Origin of the sequence: Reichenbachiella sp. MSK19-1, from assembly GCF_003590315.1 — a bacterium.
GTDB lineage: Bacteria > Bacteroidota > Bacteroidia > Cytophagales > Cyclobacteriaceae > Reichenbachiella > Reichenbachiella agariperforans.
In genome coordinates, this window is the sequence record NZ_MIER01000002.1 from 1737638 (window position 1) to 1760714 (window position 23077).

A 23077-nucleotide genomic window follows, 5' to 3' on the forward strand; every position below is an offset into this window, starting at 1 on the left:
AACCTTCAGAAAGGTTTAAACTGGTCGGTGTATGGACTACACCTATGACGGAGATCTAGTCCATACTAATGGTCTTCGTCGATACAGCAAAATTGATCAATTCGCCTAACGTCGTTAGAGACAGCTTTTCCTTGATGTTCTGTTTGTGTTTTTCCACGGTAGCAGTGGCGATATTGAGGATATCAGCGACTTCCTTACTCATTTTTCCAGAAGCCAGCGAAAACAAAATTTCCCTTTCTCTGCGAGTAAGACTTTCTAATAATTCTACATTCTTCTCATTGTAGCGCACGTTTTGACTCTCTTTCTCAGCATTGAGCATGGCAAGATTGATCGTCAGCTTCAGCTGATTAACATTGTAAGGTTTTAACAGATAAGCAAAAGGCAATGAGCCCTCAGCCTTGCGAACGGTACTCTCGTCAGTATATGCCGTTAGATAAACTATAGGTACTTTGTAACTAGTACACAGCTCCTGCACTAGATCTATCCCATCTATGTCAGCATTGAGATTAATATCCGAAATAATTAAGTCAAAAGTCTGTGAGACGAAAAACTTACGCGCCTCATCTGGCCCCAATGCTATCGTCACCGAAGCATAATCTCCCTTCTCCAAGGTGGCCTTAATTTCCTTGGCGATTATCATCACATCTTCTATAAGTAGTATACTAAGCCTCTCCATAGCTCACCGGTATTTTAATTATATTCTTTGCCCCATCATGACTATCAACGGTCATCTCGCCTTTCAATTGTTTCACCATATCCTTTACTAGATCAAGCCCTATTGAACCCTGTTTGATATCCTCCTGACGGTAGCCCTTGCCATTGTCTGCTATCACGAGCACCAGCCAGTCACCTCCTACCTTGCAACTGATCGACAGGCGGTTGGTGTCCTCATAGTTGTCAAAGGCATATTTGCTCACATTGGTCAACAGCTCATTGATCAATAAGCCATAAAAGGTAATATTGAAATTAGTCACCTCCGCAGGTTCCAGATCATAGATTGTTTCAAACGTCGGGCTTTCGTCCGAAGCAATCAGCCGCAGTACATTCTCACATATATCCCGAGTAAACTTATCCACATGAATATGTTCACTCTCAGAATCCATAATGTTTTCCAAATAGGAAATCGTCAAGATACGGTTCCTCGCTACCTGTAACGTGTGAATGGCATCTAAATTATCCAAATGCAAAGCCTGTAGACTCAGTAGACTGGATATAATTTGTAGATTATTTTTGACGCGGTGCTTCATCTCCCGCATCAAAAACTGAATACTCTCCTGTCTCGATTCGGATACTTCGAGTGCCTGCCGCAACTCCCCTGTACTCTCCTTGACCATTAGTTCTAAACGTTCTTTGTTTCGCCGATAGGTGTGAGATTTATAAAGGTAGAACCCTACTGCTAATAGTAGAGTCGCCAAAACAGCTGTCAACTTGAACCAAAACTGATCATACCACGGAGGGATAACTGTGAGCGATACCTGACGCCCCATCTCACTCCAAGCCCCATTATCATTGGTTGCTTTGATGTGAAAAGTATAATCTCCTGGAGACAAATTCGTATAGGTAATACTTTGGCTTTTCGTGACGGGCCTCCATTCCTTGTCAAATCCATCCATCCAATAACTGTAGTTCACTTTGGATGGGTTCAGAAAGTTAATCGCAGCATACTTGAAAGTAAGTACATTTTCGTCGCTACCGAAGGCGTAGCGATCTTGGTAGATCGCATTGGTAGGCAAAGGCTGATTGAACAATTCGATGGATTCCAGATGTACCTTGGACTCGTAAGGATTGATACGAATATCCTCTGGATGAAAGACATTGATCCCATCGACTCCTCCAAAGTAAAAATTACCATACCCATCTTGGTAAGCAGCCTTACCGTTGAACTCATCGTTTTGAAGGCCATCCCTGTGAGAGTAGTGAACAAAGCGATCTGTCGAAGGATCGAGTACTGCGATCCCCTTGTTGGTTCCCACCCATACTCTATCCTGGGCATCTATCAGTACACTGTACACAAAATCATTGGGAAATCCCTCTTGTCGATAATAGCGATGAACATCCTCAGTTTTCAGGTTCAACATGGTCAGCCCGGTGCTTGTACCCAACCAAATATTGCCGTTTCCATCTTCGTTGATCGCAAAGATTCTATCACTATTGATTGCTTGGGGATGCGTCCCTTCGGTGTAGTGATGTACTACTCCCTCTCCTAACTCCGCTATCCGGTATGCTCCTTGATCAGACCCTATCCATAAGTTGTCCTGACTATCTACAAAGCTAATTCGGGCACGATTGAGCGCTTGCCCGTCTACCAAATAGCCCTCAAATTTCTTTTGGGTCAAATCATAGATATACATCCCGCTGGACCAAGTAGACACCAGTAGCTTCTCTGACGTGAGTGGCCGTATATCGATGACGGATTTATCGTTGGGAATATCTCCTGTCACTTCAGCCTTTTCGAAACGGTCCTGTGCAGCGTTGTAATGCAACAAACCTGTCCCATCAAAGCCTCCACACCATACATCACCGTTATGATCACGCACCAGCGCATAGATGAGCGACTTAGGAAAATCGTCCTTGTAATGTTTGAACTCCCTCGTGAGGTAATCATATTTGAGGACGTTGTACGTACTACCGAGCCACAGGGCAGAGTCCTCTCCCTCAGCAGGCAAAAACTGAAAAGTACTCAGCTTGGTATCTCTCGTGTACCCCTCCATCTCCAAACTAATAGACGTAAATTTCTTCTGGTACTTGTTGTAGTGGTGGAGCCCTTCGCCCGCCGTACCCATCCATACATTCCCCTTGCCATCCCCATAGATCGTCATGATCTCAACGGGAAAATACACCTTACCCGATTGATCCTTAGAGACGCATTGGGTCACAGATTTTGAGACAGGATCATAGATCACTAACCCCTCATTGGTTCCCAGCCATAGTTCACCGTTTTCGTAGGGGTAAATACAGTTGATCGACTGATCAGGCACAATCGAGTCTGCCACTCCACTGGACAAATCTAGCGTATATAGTCCCTGTTCTGTACCCACATAGAGCTGTTCCTGATGCAGTAGCAGGGCATTGTGCGCAGATGGATCTAGACGCTGCTGCCCTACCACGGACAGTGTTTTCAAATCTAACACCAACAAACCTCCATTCAATGTCGCTAGTACGGCCTGACCTTCACTCATTCGTACTAGAGCAGTGACATGGTTCTCCGAGCCTTGTTCTTCGTGAACAACTTTCTTGAGCGTCTTGATACTCCTATCGTAGATATGAAAGGCATTGGATGACGAAAAAAGAAGATATTGATCGTTTAGGCGGAAGACCTTATAGGAGATTACATTAGATAGTTCGTCAAAGGGACGGATGAAGGTTTCGCTACGCAGATCAAGCGCAAATATCCCTTTGCTATTGGAGGCAATCCAGAGCGTATCATCCACGATCAGTAGACCTCTGTTATGATCATCCGGGATACTCATACTGTCGAGCGGATTGCCTGAAAAAACCTTCATTTTCAGTCCGTTGAACCGGTGCAGACCGTCCTCAGTAGAGAACCAAAGATAGTCCATATCGTCCTGCACGACATCCTGCACATTGAGCTGGGTCATCCCCTCTTCCTGTCCGATGTAGTTGATCTGTAGTGTATCTAGCTGCGCCCCAGCGACCGCTCCTAGACACGTGCCTAACATACATATCCAAGTAACAACAAATACTTTCAATCCTCTTTCTTAATGTTGAATGGTAGGTTAAGGCTAGGTTAGAGCCTAAATCTAATCAGACCGCACTACTGTACCAAATAAATGAGAATTTGCTCCACACAAAGACATGTCAGAGGAGGCGTTTCTACTTGGGTAAAAGCTATTCTTTGAAAAAGGTTCTAGCACCGATTAAAAAAGAGTGTACGACAAACACCCCAAGCTTGCGCAACCACAGACCTCAGCTTGCGCAACCAAAGACCTTAGCTTGCGCAACCAAAGACCTTAGCTTGCACAACAAAGGAGTGGAGGTTGCGCAACCGAATAGCCAACCTTGCGCAACCTTTGGGTGAAGCTACTAATCGACCTAAAAATCTAATCGGTTTTCTGTATCTAGACAACCCCATAGACGAGTGGATCAAAGGCTAAAATGGAGGCAATCTTAATGTAGTAACATTGACTGAATAAGAGGACTATGAGATTAAATAACGCTCCTACAATCAAGACTACCCCCTACTTTAGAACTGAACTAATTTGTAAAGCATACTACCTCACAACTCATTAAAACAAACGATTACTCAACCCCTTATCGATAACACCACTATGTTTCGAATTTAGGAAAAATGCTTTTTCATACCTCTCCCACCGGTAGTACGGCGAACAGCACCAGTGAGAAACTTCTCTTTCATCATGATTGGCAAGGTAAATCCTTGGAACAAAATAGAACACACAACTACCACATAGGTCATCGTAATCATCAACTCCTTACCTGCAAAAGGATCCAAAGCTAGTATTAATGCTATGGGAAGACCTCCTTTAAATGCTCCCCAAGTCATCACAGAGACCGTATCCTTATCGAAAGAAACCGTCATAGACATGATTTTCACAGGGATGTAAATGCTGAGCCATCTACCGAACCATACCAAATTGACTGCTATAAAACCGACAGAAAAATAATCCATGCGCCATTCAAGCACCAATATCTCCAAGCCCATGAGCACAAACAGCAATACTGCCATAGTCTGCTCCATCAGCTTCCAAAACTTATAAACATACCCATTGACTACTCCCCGCTCGTCAGGGTTCTTTTGATCGACCCTTCCTAGATTACCTATCATGAGCCCCATGATCAGTGCCACGAGCTTAGAGTAGATATTAAAGTACTCGGAGATGAATGATCCCACCATCACCAAAGCAATAGTGATGAGCACCTCTATATGCATGTCTTCATTATCAATATAATTCAAGATCAAATACCCAATATACCCCATACCTATTCCGATAGCCACGCCACCAAGTATCTCTATTGACACGACGCGTGTCACCTCCATCAGGATCATTTCGTGACCTTCTGACACCATCATTACATGATACAGTACAAACGCCAGCACGACTGAAAAAGCACCGTTAAACAGTGATTCTCCTTCTACTTTAATAGATAGTTTTTTAGGAATAGAAAAGTTACCTGTGATATTGGCAGCAGAGATAGGGTCGGTAGATGAAATCACAGCACCAAACACCAAACTGTAGAGGTAACTCACCTCTAGATTAACCAAATGAAGCACGCCATAGATCAACGATCCAATCACAACTGTCGATAAGATCGCACTAAAAATGGACAACAGAATAACTGTCAGTTTCAGGTCACCTAGTTTTTTCATGTTCATCTGTAACCCTCCAGCAAACAGAATGACACTGATCACGACTTGGTTGAGGACATCACGAAAGTCAAAAGCTTTGACATGTTCCGCAATGTGGAATCTTGGGAACATGTGTCCAATAATCATGACAGTAAATGAGAGTAACATCGTCAGAATCATCAACCCAAGAGAAGTGGGCATCTTCAGATAAAATGTATTGACGAATATGAAAAGACCAGACAGGAAGATCAAAAAAGCAACAACGTCAAATAAGTGCATAGCATATTGATTTTAAGTACGCTACAATGATAAATGCTCCTCAAACCAAATGTAATCTAAGAATAACGGTAAATTATCCTCCGTATTAATACCTACCTACCCCAACTACTCCCCAAAAACTGCCCTACTTTCAGGTCACTCCTTATTTCTGGGGAGAGATCTAGGATTACTTTGTGATTCAAGATTCATTGTTCGAAATTCATTATTGTTTTTTGTGAATAACCATCTCCTATATATCCTTGAGGTTAATTTGAATGATTGGAATAATAAACACCAAATACCAATGACGCTTTACCCCGAATGATGCTATTGCATCATCAGAGTTAATAGCCTACCTGATTCGACAGACAGAAAAAAAGAAAATTAGTTGATAAGGGTTGAACTTTTTTAGGAACCGAATCTCAGCTATCGCTCAACCAAATAAGGAAAACATTAGTTTTAGAAAAAGGCTGTCATAGCGATAGGATACAAAATACTCGCTGTCTCCTACCACATATTTAGAGATAAAGTCGAGTACAAAAAGCCTAAGATGACTAAAGAAGTGATCATACAAAGAAACAAAATGCAAATCGAACAGCTTCAAAAGCGGCTTAATAAGCTAAAAATACCGGCATCCAGCAATTTAAAGGTCGGCTTTTTTTGGTGGATTACGCCCGAGCACAAAACCGACAATAGACACTAAGCAACCACATTAGTACTTGAGCATGTAGAAAAAAATCTCTTAGAGCAAGCAGCTGAGATCAATCAGTTATACAGGCAACTCATGTCTCGCTAGTAGGGCTTTCAAAAAAAAGCACTCAGCCATCACCGTTGTGTATGGTACTGAGTACTTAACTATTGGATAACTCCTATTACGCTATCAATCCCTCCAAGGACTGTTCTTAAATATTTTACAACCAAGTTTTAAATTAACTCCGCATGCTGTCGGGGCATGCAGAGTTAAGCCGAGGAATGGTTATCTCCTCCATGTGTTATTAGTCATTGTCCTTGTTAGCCCAAACCTTCTGGTTTTTGGCCGCTGGACCCTTGAGATCATTCTTTCTAGATACCAATGCTACTTCTTGGAAGTCTGCTTTTGAATCTTGATCCCAAGCCTTCTGATTTTTTGCTGCTGGACCTTGTACACGGTCAGCGTCAGTAGACTTCATCACGATAGAAACTTCCGTCTTATTTTTATCTTTCCAAGGCTTGTAGTTCTTAGCCGCTGGACCTTTGAGGTCGTTTCTTGATTGGGCGAAACTCATAGTGGCCGCTAGTGTAAAGGCGAATGCAATTATGATAGTTTTCATAGCTCTATAATTTATGTGATGTTTTCAATTAACTTCTACACAATTATACGCGCTATATGAGGGCGGTTTTCTCTAAGAAATCTGGTAAATATTTATACGAACATTTCGGTAACCCAAACATCCGTATTTATACGGATGTTTATATAATACTCAGCTTTGTAGCCTTTTTGATCAATTCAGCGGTGTTTTTTACATCTAATTTCTTCATCATATTGACCCTATGCGTCTCTACAGTCCGTGTACTGATGATGAGTTTCTCTGCAATTTCTTTGGTCGTGAGTCCATTGGAAATCATTTCTAATATTTCTGATTCCTTTGCTGACAGTTTTTTCGGTTGGTTTCCTTCCATAGCCATGATATTGATCATGCGCTCAGATATGGTAGGATTAAAATACTTTTGCCCAGAAAAAACGGTATTAATAGCCTGCACCAATTCCTCTTCGTCCGTATTCTTAAGTAGATAACTATAAGCACCACTACGCACACACTTGACGATATAGTTACCATCGTCGTGCATGGATATAGCAATGGTCTTGATTTGAGGATATTCCTTTTTAAGTTTTTTGAGTGCCTCGAAACCATTCATCTCAGGCATCGTCAAATCTAGTAGCAGTACATGAGGAATCTCTCCCTTCTCTAAGAACTCGAACAGTTCCACTCCATTATTCAACCCTCCCAGTACTTCAAAATCCTCGTTGGAGGACAACAACGCCGACATACCATCACGAAACAGCTGATGGTCATCCACTATAGCCAATTTAATTTTCATCTATTCTCTCTCCTATTGGTAATTCTACTTCTACTTCGGTCCCCTCTGCATCTGAATGAATCGTAAAGTATCCTTTGAATACTTCTATGCGCTCACGAATATTTCGTAAACCCGACCCCAATTTAGCTTCATCGACGACAAACCCCTTCCCATTGTCAAAATAGTAAAGACTAAGTTTATCCTCAAATTCAGTGAGGGACATTCTCACCCGAGTGGCTTCCGCATGTTTTAAAGTATTGTTAATCAACTCTTGACAAACTCTAAAAACACAGATATTCAACTCTGGAGTAAGCTTTTCCTCATCATGAGTTGTCGTATTGACATACTGAATATCCAAACTAGAAGACTTACGCATCATTTCTACAAAGTTCTCTAAAGCCTTGCCCACCCCGAAATCAATCAGTGAATGAGGCATCAGATTATAAGACATCCCTCTGATCGCAACGATGGTATCATCTACGATCTTCTTGATCCTATACTTATCCTCACCTTCAAGATTAGCAGATTGCACACTCATCTTGAGCGTAGTGAGCATAGGACCTAACCCATCATGCAACTCTCTTGACAGACGTTTTCGCTCGTTTTCTTGCCCCGTGATCAATGATTGTTTGGACAGTAGACGGTTTTGCTCTTCCATCTTTTTGAACTCTATCAATCGTTTCTGCATCAGGATCAATGATTTTCCTAACACATCACTTTCACCCGAGAGTTTATGATTCGCCCCCAAATTCATTCTTCCTATTTCATGAGAAAACTGTATAGCTCCATTGATCGAGTTTTTAAGTTCATCTAGTGCGATAAACATCTGATTAATTTCTAATGCTGGATAATACTTATTGAAGGTAACATCATACTCACCTTTAGACATCCCATTAAGCAGATTTCGCATTTTGATCAATGGTTTAGAAAATATATCGGTGAGAAAAAATGAAAGTGCAATAGACATGATGGATACCAAAATGGTAATCATAAGCAGTTTGATACGTAAGGACTGTAACGGCTGATTCACTTCCCGAAGATCGATTTCGGACAATATACCCCAATTGAGATTCGACACCTCTATCTTTTGATACGCACTATATACTTCCACACCACGATAGTCTTTGAAAACTCCCGTACTGTCTTTGCCCGCTAGAGAACTTACAACTCCTTGCGTGTGTGCATGGATATCAGGAGGTCTTTCGCCAGGAAAAAAACGTGAAACCGAACGCAATGAAGAATCCACTCCTACCAGATAAGTCTCACCACTCTGCCCCATTCCTGTTCTTTCGAGCAAAATTTCCTGTATGCGAGGGATCTTTCTAGCATCTAAAATATAGCCCCCATCATCTAGCTTTTTGACAAACGCCAGTTTGATCTCACCATCTTCATCACACCGACTCACATCGTAAATGCCTGAAACCACATCCTGCTGCCCAAAACTAAACTCCTCGCACAGGTAGCCCTCGGGATCTCTCGTGTAGGTATGATTCTTGCGCTCTAACCCCAACAAAAGCTCATTTGAAATCTCCTCCTCGAACCGATCCCACTCCCCATTGAGGTAATGTTCGATCTGTACACATTTTAGATTCTTAATAGATGCCAAATGAAGCAAAACTCTATCATTGAGAGCTTGCTGAAACTGCATATAAAAAAATATAGATACAGCACTGACTGTCAACAAGATGAGCATGTTGATCATAATAGTCGTCCAAAGCCGTATACTTATACTTTTCATGTTGCAATAACCTTATAAGAAACAATTAATGAATTTCTGATTCTTTCATTAATCCTCTAAATCCAATTCGCATACAAACATAAAATATCATGTTTCAAATCATGTTTTTAACTGCGTGAATTATAAAATGATTATTCTTGCAATTGAGTTTAAATAGAATCCCTCCAAATCAAACTATTTAATATCAGAAACTTAAACATTGGATAAATCAATTATTACAAATGAATCAAAAATCAATTGTACTGCTTCTTTTGGCACTTTCAGTGCCTTTTTTGAGCCATGCAGAAGCCTCCGCTTTCGACACAGGTGATACGGCATGGATGCTGATCGCAACTGCCCTCGTCATGCTCATGACTCCAGCTGGTCTAACCTTGTTCTATGGTGGCCTCACCCGCCGAAAAAGTGTACTCAACACCATCGGAATGAGTTACACAGCCTTTTGCACCGCGACCGTAGTGTGGGTTGTAATAGGCTATAGTTTAGCCTTTAGTGAAGGCAATGGCTTTATAGGAGGCTTAGACTATTTCATGCTACACGGTATCAAAATCGACGATCTAGTAGGCTCTATTCCGCATTTACTGTTCATTATGTTTCAGGGCACCTTTGCTGCGATCGCTGTGGCGCTCGTCAGTGGATCCATCATCGAGCGAGTCAAATACTCTACTTGGTTCATATTCTCCATCCTCTGGGTGATGTTCATCTATTCACCTATCGCACACATGGTATGGGGTGGTGGTATTTTGAGTGACCATGGCGAACTGGACTTTGCAGGCGGTACGGTCATCCATATCAATGCAGGGATATCAGGTCTCGTACTTGTGTACTTGATCGGAAACAGAAAAGGCCATAAGGAAATGGAACACCGGCCATCCTCGACCAAACTGATGCTACTCGGCAGCTCACTCCTATGGTTTGGATGGTTTGGATTCAATGGTGGCAGTGCTCTCGCAGCTGATTTCATCGCAGCGAATGCCTTGCTCGTGACCAACGTAGCTGCTGCAGCAGGTGGTCTGGCCTGGCTAATCGTCGAATGGGTGTCGACAGACAAGCGACCTACACTGCTCGGTTCAGCCTCAGGAGTAGTCTCGGGACTAGTAGGTATCACTCCCGCATCTGGTTATGTAGATGTCACGGGAGCATTAGTTATCGGTGCTATCGCTGGACTAATAGGCTACTTCGGGGTAGTCAAACTCAAAGTACTCCTCGGATATGATGACACCTTGGATGTATTTGGGATACATGGGCTAGTCGGCATATTCGGCGCAATCGCCACGGGCTTCTTTGCCAATCCAGAAATTAACGGAGAAGCGGGCCTGTTGTATGGCAATCCGTCACAAGTCATCCCTCAACTCATAGCTGTAGGAGCTACAGTTGTGTATTCAGGGCTAGGGTCCTATATACTATTTAAGATTACAGGTTTTCTAACAGGCGGTGGTCGTGTAGAAGACACTCTAGAAGACCAAGGAATGGATTTAGGCTACCACGGAGAGGAAAGCTTTGACACGGAGGACTATGTGGAATCAGTGAAGTAAAATAACAATAAAGGAAGCCAGACATAAATTCTTGCCTGGCTTCTTGATATAAATAACACACCTATTTCATCCGGTTTCATAAGTTCCCAATACGCCTAGATGAAAAACGCAGCTATTTATTCTAGTTCTTTCATAGCATCAATGACCTGTATCTATGCTGATTTTTGACAATGCCTCATCACGCTTTATCTTACCTTGATTGTAATTATCTAACACAGACTGCTGTACGGTCACTTTTAAGTCTTTGGGAATTGCACACCCGTTACACTGGGTCAGTTTGATTTGAAACACTAAATATTCATCCGATCTCAAAGATTTTACCGTTTTCCCGTAATCCAATACGTTCTCGATCAACTCATATTCAAACTGTGGATATAATTCACTCACAATTTGATTCCTCTCTGACTCAGTCAAACCCGTCTTGCCATTCGCTACGACTTTATAATTATCCTTACCATACTGCACAGACGAATACATCTTCATCTTAAAAACCGCTCCAAAATGATCAAGCATCTCATACTGCACTCTTTCTGAAGTGTAATATGTAGTGGCCAAATCAGACTTATACAGACGCTGAAAAATACTTGCTAAAAGCTCCAAGTCTGCCATTTTTTTATGGCTAATCTCCGTTTCCGAAAAGACAATCTTCTCTTGAAATTTCTCAACAGACAGTTTACCACTATTCTTAGCCATTATATCATCTACCAGCACATAGGCACTAATCTTAAATCTTGGATCACTGGATTTATTTAAGCCTACTTCTGTGGTGAGTAGCACTTTGTCTTCTGGCCGCAACTGACTCATCAAATTTGCATAGTCAGCCAAATACACCCTTATCACTTCATGGAATAAGTTTTGGTATTCTTCTTGACCACCATCAGTTGATTCATTAGTTCTTCGAACCACTACTACACCATGTTCGACACCTTCAGGACTCTCAGGTGTCTCTATGACCGTATATCTCTCACCTCTATTATCCTCAATAATTATTTCTATGTCATCGCTTTCCTTCCGCTCATCTTTCTCTCGTACCCTCTCACTCTTTCGTCTAGTTCTCTCGTATTCTCTCATCGCAATCTCTTCCTGATGATGCGCCTCCATCTCCATTTCAGCGGCGATTCTCTCAGCATTTGCTTGCATTTCATCCAGGTTCATCTGCCATTCTTCATCATTAAACTGCCAATGAAAATCAAAATCCGAATGGATGTTTGAAGAAGAGAAGTGCCCCAGTCTATCTATCTTTATCATCACACCAAAATTAGGCACATAGTTGGCACTGACTTTTACCGAAAAATACTCTCCTTCTTCTGATTCTGATTTAACAAGTGAACCGATTACATCCTCAGAGATTCTAAGATCTCTCTCCATTTTTTTAGGATCTATATCCTGCGCCACTAGGTGATTGACCGTCACCATTAGCAGCATTACCATTACCTTCTTCATTCTATTTACTTTGAGTTTTAACAATATTGTACAGGCTAGCCAACATATTCTCTTGTTCTAGCTGTCGTGTACTGTAGGAATTTTCTAGCATACCTAAGTTGGACTGTATCATCTCTAGGTCATAGCTTCGCTGCTTCTGATAAAAATCACTGAAATCAGCCAAAACTCTATTCATGTATTTTTTTTGTGTCTGATTCGAAACCAAAAAGAAATCTTCTATCATCTTCTTATTGCTATCATTGAGTTGAGCGACATAGAGTTGCATAATCTCTTCCTGCTTGACATACTGTTTGCTCAACGCTTTATTCCAGGCCTGTTCTTGCACTTTCTCACTTTCTCCTAGCCGTGTTTCTAGATCAGTCTGTAGCGTCAAAATCGCTCCAGACGTTTCTTTCTGTTGTTGGTCTACAGCTCTAGCAATCCACTGCTTCACTTCCAACTCTGACAGCTCTGGCTTCACATTCATTTCCCCGAACCCTATCATGGTGCTTTCCTTTGTTTTTATAATTTTGAAATCCATGAGATAGCCTGCTACCATGAGTATAAGCAATGATGCAGCGATAGAAAGTCCCCATCGAAAAGCACCATGCGAGAACACTCCCTTTGCTTTAGGAGCCGACCTACGAATCATTACTGGTGGAATTACAACTTCTCGGTCCTTTACCATATCTAAATGTCCCGACACTCCGGACACATCGTCCAGTTGTCTCTTCAGCTCACTATTCACGGCAAGTTCCTTTTTGAACATAGCCAGATCAGTTGTGGACATTTCTCCATATAGATAGTCTATGATTCTCTCCTCGTTCGCTTTATTTTCCATAACCATATGATTCATTAAATGCGCGATTCTTAACTAATATTTTTTTCATATTACCAAGTCCATAGTAAAGCCTTGACTTCACCGTATTTTCCGAAACATTGAGTACTTCTGCTATCTCCCTAAATTTAAGTCCCTCGTATTCCTTCATGAGGATAACCTCCTTTTGCTCATCTGAAAGAATATTCAGTGAATCAATCACGATTTGTGACAGTTCAGCTTGTTCCAACGTGTGCGCTACCGAGTCTACCATCTCGGTTTGCTGTGGACTGTTAGATTCATCATTTTCGGAGACAAACATCTTCGCTACTCGACTTTTCTTTCTCCCCTCTTCCCTACATACATTCAGTGCTATGATGTATAGCCAAGATTTAAACTTCGAATTATCTTCCAAATCAGACAGTTTATCATACATTTTGATAAAGGTTCGCTGAGAGACCTCAGTAGCCATGTCATGATCAACAAAATACTTATAGGAAAAATTATAAATCCGCTTGTACCACACCCCTACTAGGGCATTGAAGGAGAGTTCATCTCCCAATTTAGCGCGCATGAGCATTTGTTCCGAATGATGGCTGGCTAGGTCAGGCAAACTCATTAATCTGTTTAGTATACATCATAGTTTCAAACTTGTACCTATAGGATGACAATGCTCGAAGGATAGTTCTACCCAAACAGAATTTAACGAAAGAAAACTAAGAAAAAGTTCTAAATAGAATTGTAAAACGCCATCACACGGATGAGATCACGCACGTCATTGAGGTCCAGACGGTTCTTTTTGATGTAGGACTTTAGTGCATCGCCATGCTCTGGTAGCAAGGTGAATATCTCTCCCTTTTTGCCTGTGTACATTTTGATTTCACCTGATTTGAAGGCGAAATAATACGTTCTTGAGACACTTTCACGGCTGGATCCTGGCCCGGTGTAGTAGTAGGATTGACTATAGGGATCCATTTCAATCACGATTTTTTCTCGGGAGAGCAATGTAGTAGGCCCCTCGTATAGCACCTCAAACAGAATAGGTGCCCGGTAATCATAGGATACATTATAAGGAATAGAATAAAACTGACGGTAATTCTTCAGTACACTATCAAAAAACTCGACATACATGATCTTCTTACTACTAAAGGTATAGATTCTATCCTCTCGCATGACCTGTATAGAGTTGGCTTCCATATCATATTTGAGTTCTCCACGTAGCGTATCTCCCTCAACAGTCACCATCCATCCAGTATGCCAGACACGGGATGAAAATTCTTGACTATAAGTAACGCTCACCGCACCTACCATCAATAATATGAAAGCCAATCTTTTTATCATTTCTTCAAAATACTATGTCCCATTTTATCTCTCTTGGTCTCCAGGTATTTTTGATTGTGTTTATTAGGGATTACCTCTATCGGAATATTGTTTACTATTTCCAATCCATACCCCATCAACCCCACTCTCTTGGTTGGATTATTGGTAATCAAATTAATTTTGCTCACCCCTAGATCATGAAGAATCTGCGCGCCAACACCATAGTCTCTATGGTCTCCTTGAAATCCTAGTTTTTCATTGGCCTCTACTGTGTCTAGTCCATCTTCTTGGAGCTTGTAAGCTTTGAGCTTGTTGAGTAAGCCAATGCCACGACCTTCTTGATTCATGTACAGTACTACTCCAGTCCCTTCGGTCTGCACCATTTCCATGGCTTTGTGTAGCTGTGTCCCACAGTCACATCGGCACGAGCCAAATATATCACCTGTCACACATGAGGAGTGTACCCGCACCATTACTGGCTCATCTGGTTTCCACTCCCCTTTGACCAAAGCTAAATGCGTCTCTCCTGTACTGAGCTGCTTGTATGAGGTCAATTTAAAATCTCCCCATTCGGTGGGCATATCCACGGTGATCTGCTTTTCGATCAGAGACTCTTTTTCCATTCGGTAGCTGATCAGATCTTTGATAGAGATGAGTAGTAGATTGAATTTCTCTGCTACTTTCCTTAAATCTGGAAGACGAGCCATCGTCCCGTCCTCGTTCATGATCTCTACCAATACACCTGCAGGCTGCATTCCCGCTAAACGTGCCAAATCTATGGCTGCCTCGGTATGTCCAGCTCTTCTCAGTACGCCACCTTTTTTAGCTCTGAGAGGGAAAATGTGACCCGGCTTTCCTAATTCTTCTGGTTTGATCGTAGGATCTACCAATGCTTTGATCGTCTTAGCACGATCGCTGGCAGATATACCTGTGGTGCATCCATGCCCGATCAAATCGATCGATACCGTAAAGGGTGTCTCATAAGCAGCTGTGTTTTTACCCACCATCAGCTCTAACTCTAACTCGTCGCATTTCTCTTCCACCAAGGGGGCACAGATCAAACCACGACCATGAGTCGCCATGAAATTGATAATTTCTGGTGTGACACTTTCCGCAGCACAAACAAAATCACCTTCGTTTTCTCTATCTTCATCATCTACTACGATGATAATTTCTCCCCTTTTGATCGCTGCTATAGCGTCTGATACTTTATCTAACATTTCTATTTTACGGTAACGTTTCCTAACTCTTTGGCGATGGCCATTTCCATCTCCTTTAAATCTTTCTGAATGGATAGAAACCCATCTATTTCATTGTCATCGGTAGCTGTCTTCATTTTTTCCATGTTTTCAGCTATCATTTTTTGTATAATCCTAAACTTCAGCCGCAGGATATTGCCCATGGCAGAGGTACGTAATGAGTCGCGCTCATGCGCCACTGATATCTGAAACTTGTCGGACCAGTTGTGACTCAACTCATATCGCTCTGTAGACAAGTTCACTGCTTCTCTTTTTATTTCATCGTCATCATGATTCAGCAGATCTTTCAAGTTCAGCACTTGTCCATCAACGAGTTTTTCTTTGAATAAATTCAATATTCGCTCATAAATTGATGTAGTAAACTCAATATCCTCACATTCAGTCAATATATAATTGGCCAAGTGTGTTTCCGTACCCTCAAACCCATCAATCATTTCCTCACCATAGTTGATCAACATACGGATACTCTCCCGCTCTTGGTTACGAATAACTTCGTTTGGGCTGACTTTTTCTTCTAATAAGTCCTGAGGATCTGCAAATAAATCTGGAGGTGGCTCCATCCCAAAAGGTGGCATCCCTCCTTGAAAATCTGGTGGAAAGAACCCTCCACTCGGTGCAGGATTACTTCCCTGTGACCTACCTGAATTAGAAGAGTAACTGTTTTTTTGACTTTCCTTGATTAACAGTTTGTTGAGCTCAGAAATCAAAGTCCCCTCTTCTATTCCTAGTTTATTGCTACATTGCTGGACATACACCGTTCTTTTGATCGGGTCGGGAATCAGCGAGATACTATGTACAATCTCCCGAATAGCCTCTGCTCGCTTGATCGGATCATTAGTCCCCGTGATATACAGCTCTGTCTTGAAGGATATAAAATCCAGACTATTTTCATCGAGGTATGCCTTAAAAGCGGTTCCTCCTAGTTGCTTCGAATAACTATCTGGATCCTCACCCTCGGGAAAACGCACCGCTTTGACATTGAGTCCACCTGAGAGCATCATGTCTATCCCACGCATAGACGCTTTGATACCCGCTTTATCCCCGTCGAAGAGCACAGTCACATTCTCTGTGTATCGCTTGATTAGTTTGATCTGATCCTCGGTCAGAGAAGTCCCCGAGGATGCCACTACATTCTTGATACCACCCTGATAGAGCGATATCACATCTGTATAGCCTTCTACCAGGTAGCAGTTGGCTTGGTTTCTTATTTCGTTCTTCGCCTGAAATATCCCATAGAGTATTTTACTCTTGGTATAGAGTTCTGTTTCAGGACTGTTTAGATACTTAGGGCCTTTTTCGTTGCTTTTGAGCGTACGCGCTCCGAATGCAATGACCTTTCCTGATACATTATGAATCGGAAAAGTCACTCTTCCTCTGAATCGATCGTAAGCCTTATCTTCTTTGACGATCTTCAGTCCAGCACGCGCTAAATAAGTCTCGTTATACCCTTTTTTGGCAGAAGCATCCATGAGGCCTTGCCACTGATCTAGCGCATAGCCCAGTTCGAAAGTCTTGATCGTCTCTTCGCTAAAACTCCGCTCTTTGAAATACGTCAGCCCTATATTTCTCCCCTCTTCACTCTCCCATAGATTGGACACAAAGTGATCCTTGGCATAGTTGAGCGTAATAAACAGACTCTCTCTTTCATTTTGGGCATTGACCTGCTCCTCGGTCTGCACCTCTTCTTCTAGCTCTATTCCATACTTCTGCGCCAGAAACCTTAGCGCTTCCATATAGCTAAGGCCGTCCAGTTCCATCAAGAAAGTAATCGGATCACCTCCCTTTCCAGTACTAAAGCATTTGAATATATTCTTAGATGGCGACACCATAAACGAAGGTGTCTTTTCGTCAGTAAAAGGGCTGAGAGCCTTATAACTAGACCCGGACTTTTTGAGATCTACAAACTCACTGATCACTTCATAGATATCCATACGGTTTTTAATTTCCTCTATGGTATGATTACTGATCACGGATATAAAATAGTTTTTGGGGTCTTTAGAAATACAAATCTAGCACGAAATTAACTCATTCTATGATACAAAAACGGTATATCGTTTAACTTGCACCAAAATTGAAATAATAGACATTTTTAAGATTTGAAAGTAACAGATAAAGACGTACTCAAAGCACTTGGCACGGTTCAAGACCCAGATCTCAAACAAGATTTGGTCACGCTCAACATGATCAAAGACATTGAGATCAGTGATACAACCATCAGCTTCACCGTAGAGTTAACCACGCCAGCATGTCCCCTCAAAGAAAAGATCAAAAATGACTGCCTAGCCGCACTAGAGCCAATAGCAAACGGTTTAGAGATCAAAATTGAGATAAGTGCTCAGGTAACTTCTACCAGAGGACAATCTTTCACCCTTCCTAATGTCAAGAACATCATAGCAGTATCGTCTGGTAAAGGTGGAGTAGGTAAATCTACGGTGACTGCCAACTTAGCCGTAGCACTGGCAAAAAGTGGTGCAGAAGTAGGTATTATCGATGCGGATATATTTGGTCCATCCATCCCTACCATGTTCAACTGCGAATATGAGCAACCAGAGATGGTCAAAGAAGGAGATAGAAATTTGATCATCCCGATCACCCAATATGGAGTAAAACTTGTATCGATCGGTTTCTTAACGCCTAAAGATAACGCCATTGTATGGAGAGGCCCTATGGCCAGTTCAGCATTGAAGCAATTCATCTCAGATGTAAAATGGGGAGATCTAGATTACCTATTGATTGATCTCCCTCCAGGGACAAGTGACATTCACCTAACGCTTGTACAATCGGTACCCGTGACAGGTGCTCTCATCGTAACGACTCCTCAGAAAGTAGCCATAGCGGATGCTAAAAAAGGACTATCGATGTTCAAACTACCACAAATCAATGTACCTGTACTAGGCGTCATCGAAAACATGGCCTACTTCACACCAGAAGAACTGCCTGACAACAAGTACTATCTCTTTGGAGAAAATGGTGGAAGAACGCTCGCGGAAAAAGAAGAAGTACCCTTCCTCGGACAGATCCCTATCGTACAGTCTATCAGAGAAAGTGGAGACAGTGGTTTCCCTGCGGTGATGAAAGATGGCATCACAGAAGATGCCTTTATGGAGCTATCACAGTCGGTAGCCAGACAGATCGCTATCAGAAATGCCACACAAGACAAAACAAACGTCGTACAAATGAGTTAACTTTGGTAACACAAAATCAATTATGGACAGCAATAAAAAAGAAGAGCTATTAGTACGTATCAATCAGGCCATTGCCAATATCAGACCCTATCTGGAGGCTGATGGTGGTGATGTCAGAGTACTAGATGTAGATGATGATTTCGTCGTACACGTGGAGCTATTGGGTGCATGTGAATCATGCCCTATGTCTCCTATGACCATGAAAGCAGGTATCGAAGAAGCCATCAAACGTATGGCTCCCGAGGTGACTGCTATCAAAGCTAAGAACGCTCAGGCTGCACTATAGTCCTTGATTCAAAAATTTCCTCTTTGGGATCTTTGAAACATTGATTAGCTTCAAGGGAATAAATAGCCGTGCAAAAATCCATTCTAATTCTACTATTGATGCTATCAACATCTGTCTTCGCGCAAGACAGATGTGGTACTGTCCCCTTCAACAAACTCCAGCACCCCGAATCAACTGAACAATTCGAGAACTGGATTGAGCAAAAAATAGCCAACAGAAAACGTTCAAGGATTTCTGGCATCCAAAACAACACTGTATATACAATCCCTGTTGTTATACACGTCATACATCAGGGCGAACCTATCGGCACGGGGACTAATATCCCAGATGAACAAATTCTCTCCCAAATAACCACACTCAACGAAGATCTACGACGGCTTAACACAGACGCTTCAGACACTCCAACAGACTTTCTCTCTGTAGCGGCAGATATACAAATAGAATTTGTACTCGCCAAAAGAGACCCCGAGGGCCTACCTACCACAGGTATAGATCGTGTCCAAGGCAGTCAAGACGGATACAGTATCAACAACTTAGACGTACTCGCAGCAGAGAGTTATTGGGATGCAAACCAATACTGCAATATCTGGGTCAGCGACCTGAGTGCAGATTATCTGGGCTATGCCTACATGCCACTATCTAACCTAGCAGGGTTAGATATAGACCGCAATAACAACGCGCTGATCGATGGAGCATTTATTGATTACCAATACTTCGGTACAGGCTACAACGCCGATGATTTCTCTCGTGGCAGAACCGTCACACACGAACTCGGTCATTGGCTGGGTCTTCGACATATCTGGGGAGATAATTCTAGCTGCACTGTAGACGACTACTGCGACGACACCCCCCCACAGAGCAGCAGCACCAATAGCAACCTTAGCTGTACAGACGTAGCGGACGCTTTCTCCTGCGGCACACAAGACATGGCACAAAACTACATGGACTACACCGCAGACAAGTGCATGAATATATTCACGGTGGATCAAAAAGAGCGTATGCGTACGGTCATAGAGAACAGCCCTCGCAGAAAAAGCCTACTAACTAGTCCAGCACTCCTAGAAGCCATACAAGTCGCCAATGATCTCGGCATATACCGAATCATCTCGCCAGGAACTGGTAGTTGTGATGAGATGCTGAATCCATCCATCACCGTTAGAAACTATGGCAACAATGATATCTCTTCGTTTAGCATCTCTCTATTGATAGATCAAGTCGTCGTGGAACAAATTCAGTATTCCAATACATTGCCCCCCCTAGCCACAGCAGACATCACCTTTAATAGTTTATTCTTAACAGAAAAAAACACACAATTCACGTTCCTTATCGATCAGGTCAACAACACAGCAGATGCCAATCCTAGCAATGATAGCAAAACCATACAAACCTATCTGCCATCACATGAGGTCATGCCAGTCTATGAGAACTTCACACAAAGCACCACCCGCTTCACCTCATCGTGGCACATCCCCGACGGTTCATTATGGAGTTTCGAAACCGCACCGAACCTCACAGTAGACAATGAAGCCATCGCTCTGCGCTATGGAGAAAGTTCCAACGATACTTTTGGATCGATCGATTATCTGCTCAGCCCATTGATCAGCATGGTAGGGATTGCAGCAGCCAATCTTCGATTCAACTACGCCTACGCCCCAACAGCAGGCATCATTGCCGAAGGTTTAGAAATACGAATATCTACCGATTGTGGAGAGACCTTTCCATTAGACAATAGCCTAATGCTATCCTGGGCTCCTAATTTGGGAACTACAGCCTACCAATCCGCACCATTCGTACCCACAGGACCTGGAGACTGGACGAGCGTAGATCTTAATCTCAGTGAGTACAATACTGAAGACGAAATTATGATTGCCTTCATAGGCTACAATGGCAATGGAAACAACCTCTACCTAGACGACATCCAGATCGTAAGTTCTAGCACTCATAACTATGATGCCAGCATCTATGCGCTCACGAATATTCCTATCGTGAGCTGTATCAATAGTTTTCGCGCAGATGTCACCATAAGAAACAACGGCTTCCTACCCATGACATCCTTTGATCTAACTGCCACCGTAAATGAAGAGAAGCAAAGTCAGTCCGTCAACGGAATCAGTTTGAATCCAGGCGAATTCACCACCGTTGACATGGCCTTTACCGACCTTCCTATTGGAGAAAACCAAATTTCCTTTGAGGTATCCAACCCCAATAATGAAACCGACGAAAATCCAGACAACAACAACTGGATCAGCCAGTTTATAGTCGATGATTCGCAAGAATACATCCCTCTTAAAATAGACTTTCTCACCACTGATCCTTACGAAAACTGGCAATACTACAGTGGCAATGATTTGCAGTTTTGGGAGATCTATATAGATGACCGAGACTTCACTAACCGCAGCCTCTTCTACAACGCCTATAGCAATATCAATACGGGACTTCAAAACATGTTTGTAAGTCCACTGTTAGATTTATCAGAATTTGAGCAAGCAGCAATTCGTTTTGACTACTCTTATGCCTATCGTAGTGGCAAAAACGACCGACTACAGGTACTGTTATCGACAGATTGCGGTCGCAACTTTGACCAAGTGTTATATGATCAAAATGGACTTGGCCTAGCCGTTACAGAAACCAATTCTGAGTGGTATCCCTCAGAAGAAACAGACTGGAAAACTATGACAATAGACCTCAGCGACTATACAGGCCAAAATGATATTCGTTTGGCTTTTGCCTTCACCAATCAAAACGGAAACAACCTATTCGTAGACAACATTGAGTTCTATGATGTGGCAGAGCCAGACACCTTAGACCTAACTGAGAAAATAAGAATCTACCCCAACCCAGCATACGATTATTTCAACGTCAAACTAAACTTCAACACCAAGCAAGATGCAACGCTGAGACTACTCAGCCTGAATGGAGAAGTTTTACTAGAACAGCGTATAGAAAACACGCTCAATCAAGTCTACCTCATCGATAATCTTCAACTTCGATCTGGTATCTACATCCTCCAAGTCCTAGGAGAAAATGATCACATCTCTAGTCGAGTGATGATTAGCAGGCAATAAGGGATCACTCCGTATTTCTGAGGGAGAGGTGGTAGATCACTTCGTCATTCAATAGTCATTGTTCGAAATTCGTTATTATCTATTATAAATCTTTGAGGTAATATTTAAATGATTGGAATTATGAATCTCGAATGCTCAATGTCGGATATTGATTTTTACCCCCAGAAATACCGACCGATCTGTAATCTGTACCCTATTAGCATTGATAAAAAAAAGGTGACCATGCTGTGCAAGATCACCTTTTTTTATTTTTTATATGGCACTAATACATGACTAGTACCAAATCAATCACACGACACTTAGTCTATGCGCTCTACGTTTACAGCGTTCAAGCCTCTTTTTCCTTCTTCTACTTCGAATGACACTTTATCATTCTCCATGATCTCGTGGATCAATCCACTCATGTGTACAAAAACATCCTTTTTAGAGTTGTCTGGCGTAATAAATCCAAATCCTTTTTCGCTGTTGAAAAACTTTACCGTTCCTTCTTGCATTTTAATCTACTTGTATTGTTATTATTTTCTTCAATAATGAAGGAAAGACGTTTGAATCTGACATCTTGTGTCAAACCAACTTGAGTGGATACCTCTTAGGAGAAAATTCTTAATGGAAATTACTTCTTACCGATACTACTTACTGTTTGGAACAGCGTATTTACTTAATTATTGACTCAAATATTATTGAGTATTGCAAAGCTAAACCTTTTATTTGACAATTCATATATAGATATTATAGCACTCATGTCTATTAGAAGAAATATCTACTCGATTGATTAATGGTACTTTCAGGCGATAGTGTTTTAGTATTAATA

At 42.0% G+C, this 23077-nt stretch carries 17 protein-coding genes; 4 read left to right on the forward strand and 13 right to left on the reverse strand.

Features of this window, described 5'->3' with window-relative positions; all coding sequences use genetic code 11:
- Window positions 1-55: 55 nt before the first annotated feature.
- The 6 genes from BGP76_RS07100 to BGP76_RS07125 all read right to left on the reverse strand — a co-directional run bounded on the left by BGP76_RS07100 (window position 56) and on the right by BGP76_RS07125 (window position 9380).
- Window positions 56-676, reverse strand: coding sequence for a response regulator (locus tag BGP76_RS07100; protein ID WP_073123280.1), 621 nt, complete (start codon window positions 674-676; stop codon window positions 56-58).
- The gene (locus BGP76_RS07105; protein ID WP_147407400.1) at window positions 663-3710 is read right to left on the reverse strand and encodes a two-component regulator propeller domain-containing protein; all 3048 of its coding nucleotides are present in this window, start codon (window positions 3708-3710) and stop codon (window positions 663-665) included. Before BGP76_RS07105 ends, BGP76_RS07100 begins: the two co-directional genes overlap by 14 nt.
- Before the next feature lie 590 nt (window positions 3711-4300).
- On the reverse strand, window positions 4301-5605 hold the full coding sequence (locus BGP76_RS07110) for a sodium:proton antiporter (protein WP_073123284.1): 1305 nt from the start codon (window positions 5603-5605) through the stop codon (window positions 4301-4303).
- Between the two features lie 974 nt (window positions 5606-6579).
- A complete protein-coding gene (locus tag BGP76_RS07115; RefSeq protein WP_073123286.1) occupies window positions 6580-6894 on the reverse strand; it encodes a hypothetical protein in 315 nt (104 codons plus the stop codon).
- 139 nt (window positions 6895-7033) lie between these two features.
- Complete coding sequence (locus tag BGP76_RS07120) at window positions 7034-7663, reverse strand: response regulator transcription factor (RefSeq protein ID WP_073123288.1); 630 nt, start codon at window positions 7661-7663, stop codon at window positions 7034-7036.
- Window positions 7653-9380: a sensor histidine kinase gene (locus tag BGP76_RS07125; protein WP_084190562.1), complete on the reverse strand. Its 1728-nt coding sequence runs from the start codon at window positions 9378-9380 to the stop codon at window positions 7653-7655. The genes BGP76_RS07120 and BGP76_RS07125 overlap by 11 nt, the downstream gene beginning before the upstream one ends.
- Window positions 9381-9601: 221 nt before the next feature.
- On the opposite strand from BGP76_RS07125, the gene BGP76_RS07130 reads away from it, so the two are divergent.
- Window positions 9602-10912 (forward strand): ammonium transporter, encoded by a 1311-nt coding sequence (locus BGP76_RS07130; RefSeq protein WP_073123292.1) that lies wholly within the window; start codon window positions 9602-9604, stop codon window positions 10910-10912.
- Window positions 10913-11050: 138 nt separating this feature from the next.
- Here BGP76_RS07130 and BGP76_RS07135 read toward each other — a convergent pair whose 3' ends face one another.
- The 6 genes from BGP76_RS07135 to dnaG form a co-directional block, all read right to left on the reverse strand.
- Entirely contained in the window at window positions 11051-12355 is a 1305-nt protein-coding gene (locus BGP76_RS07135; RefSeq protein ID WP_073123294.1) for a hypothetical protein, read from the reverse strand.
- 1 nt (window position 12356) lies between these two features.
- Complete coding sequence (locus BGP76_RS07140) at window positions 12357-13175, reverse strand: hypothetical protein (RefSeq protein WP_119844115.1); 819 nt, start codon at window positions 13173-13175, stop codon at window positions 12357-12359.
- Window positions 13165-13770: an RNA polymerase sigma factor gene (locus BGP76_RS07145; protein WP_073123298.1), complete on the reverse strand. Its 606-nt coding sequence runs from the start codon at window positions 13768-13770 to the stop codon at window positions 13165-13167. The genes BGP76_RS07140 and BGP76_RS07145 overlap by 11 nt, the downstream gene beginning before the upstream one ends.
- A gap of 110 nt (window positions 13771-13880) precedes the next feature.
- Window positions 13881-14492: a hypothetical protein gene (locus BGP76_RS07150; RefSeq protein ID WP_073123300.1), complete on the reverse strand. Its 612-nt coding sequence runs from the start codon at window positions 14490-14492 to the stop codon at window positions 13881-13883.
- Entirely contained in the window at window positions 14489-15691 is a 1203-nt protein-coding gene (locus tag BGP76_RS07155; protein ID WP_119844116.1) for a bifunctional 3,4-dihydroxy-2-butanone-4-phosphate synthase/GTP cyclohydrolase II, read from the reverse strand. The genes BGP76_RS07150 and BGP76_RS07155 overlap by 4 nt, the downstream gene beginning before the upstream one ends.
- Before the next feature lie 2 nt (window positions 15692-15693).
- On the reverse strand, window positions 15694-17700 hold the full coding sequence (gene dnaG / locus BGP76_RS07160; RefSeq protein ID WP_119844117.1) for a DNA primase: 2007 nt from the start codon (window positions 17698-17700) through the stop codon (window positions 15694-15696).
- Window positions 17701-17826: 126 nt separating this feature from the next.
- On the opposite strand from dnaG, the gene BGP76_RS07165 reads away from it, so the two are divergent.
- The 3 genes from BGP76_RS07165 to BGP76_RS07175 all read left to right on the forward strand — a co-directional run bounded on the left by BGP76_RS07165 (window position 17827) and on the right by BGP76_RS07175 (window position 22266).
- Window positions 17827-18915 (forward strand): Mrp/NBP35 family ATP-binding protein, encoded by a 1089-nt coding sequence (locus BGP76_RS07165; RefSeq protein WP_119844118.1) that lies wholly within the window; start codon window positions 17827-17829, stop codon window positions 18913-18915.
- A gap of 22 nt (window positions 18916-18937) precedes the next feature.
- The gene (locus BGP76_RS07170) at window positions 18938-19201 is read left to right on the forward strand and encodes a NifU family protein (protein ID WP_073123308.1); all 264 of its coding nucleotides are present in this window, start codon (window positions 18938-18940) and stop codon (window positions 19199-19201) included.
- A 98-nt stretch (window positions 19202-19299) separates the two neighbouring features.
- Complete coding sequence (locus BGP76_RS07175) at window positions 19300-22266, forward strand: T9SS-dependent choice-of-anchor J family protein (RefSeq protein ID WP_147407401.1); 2967 nt, start codon at window positions 19300-19302, stop codon at window positions 22264-22266.
- A 299-nt stretch (window positions 22267-22565) separates the two neighbouring features.
- Here BGP76_RS07175 and BGP76_RS07180 read toward each other — a convergent pair whose 3' ends face one another.
- Window positions 22566-22760 carry a cold-shock protein gene (locus BGP76_RS07180; protein ID WP_073123312.1) on the reverse strand — a complete coding sequence of 65 codons (195 nt, stop codon included), beginning with the start codon at window positions 22758-22760 and terminating at the stop codon, window positions 22566-22568.
- Window positions 22761-23077 lie beyond the last annotated feature (317 nt).